Source organism: Photorhabdus heterorhabditis (assembly GCF_001280945.1).
GTDB classification, from domain to species: domain Bacteria; phylum Pseudomonadota; class Gammaproteobacteria; order Enterobacterales; family Enterobacteriaceae; genus Photorhabdus; species Photorhabdus heterorhabditis.
In genome coordinates this window covers 1-1,803 of sequence record NZ_LJCS01000153.1, presented here as the reverse complement: position 1 = coordinate 1,803, position 1,803 = coordinate 1, and the positions used below count along the sequence as shown (strand labels likewise).

General features: G+C 42.3%; 1 protein-coding gene and 1 pseudogene. One reads left to right on the top strand and one right to left on the bottom strand.

Annotated features, from left to right (window positions below):
• Positions 1–721: 721 nt before the first annotated feature.
• Positions 722–793 carry a damage-inducible type I toxin DinQ gene (gene dinQ, locus AM629_RS25365; RefSeq protein WP_369293964.1) on the bottom strand — a complete coding sequence of 24 codons (72 nt, stop codon included), beginning with the start codon at positions 791–793 and terminating at the stop codon, positions 722–724.
• 571 nt (positions 794–1,364) lie between these two features.
• Here dinQ and AM629_RS24870 point away from each other — a divergent pair.
• Positions 1,365–1,803: pseudogene (locus tag AM629_RS24870) on the top strand (transposase); the annotation flags it as partial.

The following is a 1,803-nucleotide window of genomic DNA, read 5'->3' as shown; positions in this document are numbered from 1 at the left end:
GGCAAACAAGATTCTATCAATATCCAAGCATCATCAGAAATGTCGTAACGTGCCACTATTTTGTTCCTGCATCGAAATCAATCAGATAATAATACTATTAATTGATATTAAGGGACACAGCCTAGTACTGTGTTTTGAAATTTCCTTCGGCTTATCTTCGTGATCTTACTTCTTACGTAAAATAGAAATATTTCCTTATTATCATTGTGTTAACCTTTCTGTCGTGATCCTTCCTAGATCTACAAACTGAAATTTCCTGAAAATCTTTTCAATCATTTCAGTTTGTGACTCCTCTCACTTCGCCAGTGCTGGCACGATTTGGCAGCTTGCCTTGTAGGATTTTAAAACTGAAAAAATTTTTTGATCCAAAGCGTGCAGGCGGGTGCGGTGTAGTGCCGTTTTCGCCATAAGTTCATTTATTTCGTCATAAGCGCAGCGAGACAAACCGTCACTAAGGTATTTATTTGATTCTTGGGTCAGATAATACAATCAGTTAAAGTAGCACTGCTATCGGCAAAATCCGATGGTCAGGGGGGCGCAACCTTGAATGAGTAACCCACTGGCTTGAACACCAGTTCAAGTCCAGTCGGGATTACCAAATTTAAGCCGTTAGATCAATATATTGGGCCACTTAAACAAGAGTGGCTTGCTTGATCAAAGGCGGTAAATGTTAAAGGCCACCGGGAGGTTACCCCGATGGCCTTAGCTACGTTTCCGTTATCTATTTCAGAAATGCACGGATCAGCTCTAAAAGCGCGATTAACGCTTTGAGAACGATGATAGCAGTGTCAATAAATGCTTTCACCCGTTTGCTCCAGTTAGGAGCACGACTTAACCAGCCATTGCCTTTACATTGCCTGTCCGGCTGGTTCTCATCAATGTTAGTTGAAGTGGATCGCGCTCCAACCAAGGCTCTGAATCAGCACCACCTGTACTCAGCCAGGACTTACGAAAACTTGCGTAAGAGATACACAGGCCGAAACGCGCCTCAACTAACAGCCGTTGATTATAAGTTTATTTGGATATGATTCAATGGATTAATAGATCAGTAAAAACAAAAAACCAACTGGTGAGGTTGGTTTTTTGTTTTTATCTTTAAGCAGGACCTCTGTTTTTGTGCTCTTAACCGGGTTGGTAGCCTCGGCCTTAGCGCGATCCACTTCAACTAACATAAGAAGTCTAATGCTTAGAATCGGAAATATCAACCTATAACATGACTATAAAACAAACAACACTACCAGACTGAAAGTCAACCAATCACAGGAGAATACTTCTGTTTCAGCCCATCCGATTTTGATGTGGCACAGTAATTTTAGTCACCGTAATAAAGGTGATATTTTTACTTCAACAATCAAACAGGTGACATGATGAAAAGAAGTTTTAGCCCTGAATTCAAACTGGAAGCCGCTAAAGCGATGAATGTCAGCAAATCAGCCTTGGGGAGCTGGGTTCGTCAGTTGAGGCAGGAGCGGCAAGGCAAATCTTCTAAAGCCATGCCCATCACGCCGGAGCAAATTGAAATACGTGAGCTGTAAAAGAAACTGCAACGTATTGAAATGGAAAATGAAGTATTAAAAAAATCTTCCGCACTCTTGATGTCGGACTACTTGAACAGTTCTCGTTAATTGAGCTATTCAGAGTGCATTATCCAGTGGCTTTCCTTTGCCAACTGTTCGTGTTCGGGGTTTATCGTAGCAGCTATCAGGCCTGGCGCCATCGAGTGAAAAAGCCCGATACTGAGCACATCAGGTTAAAAATTTTAGTCCGTGAAGCGTTTAACGAGGGCAACGGCTCCGCCGGCAC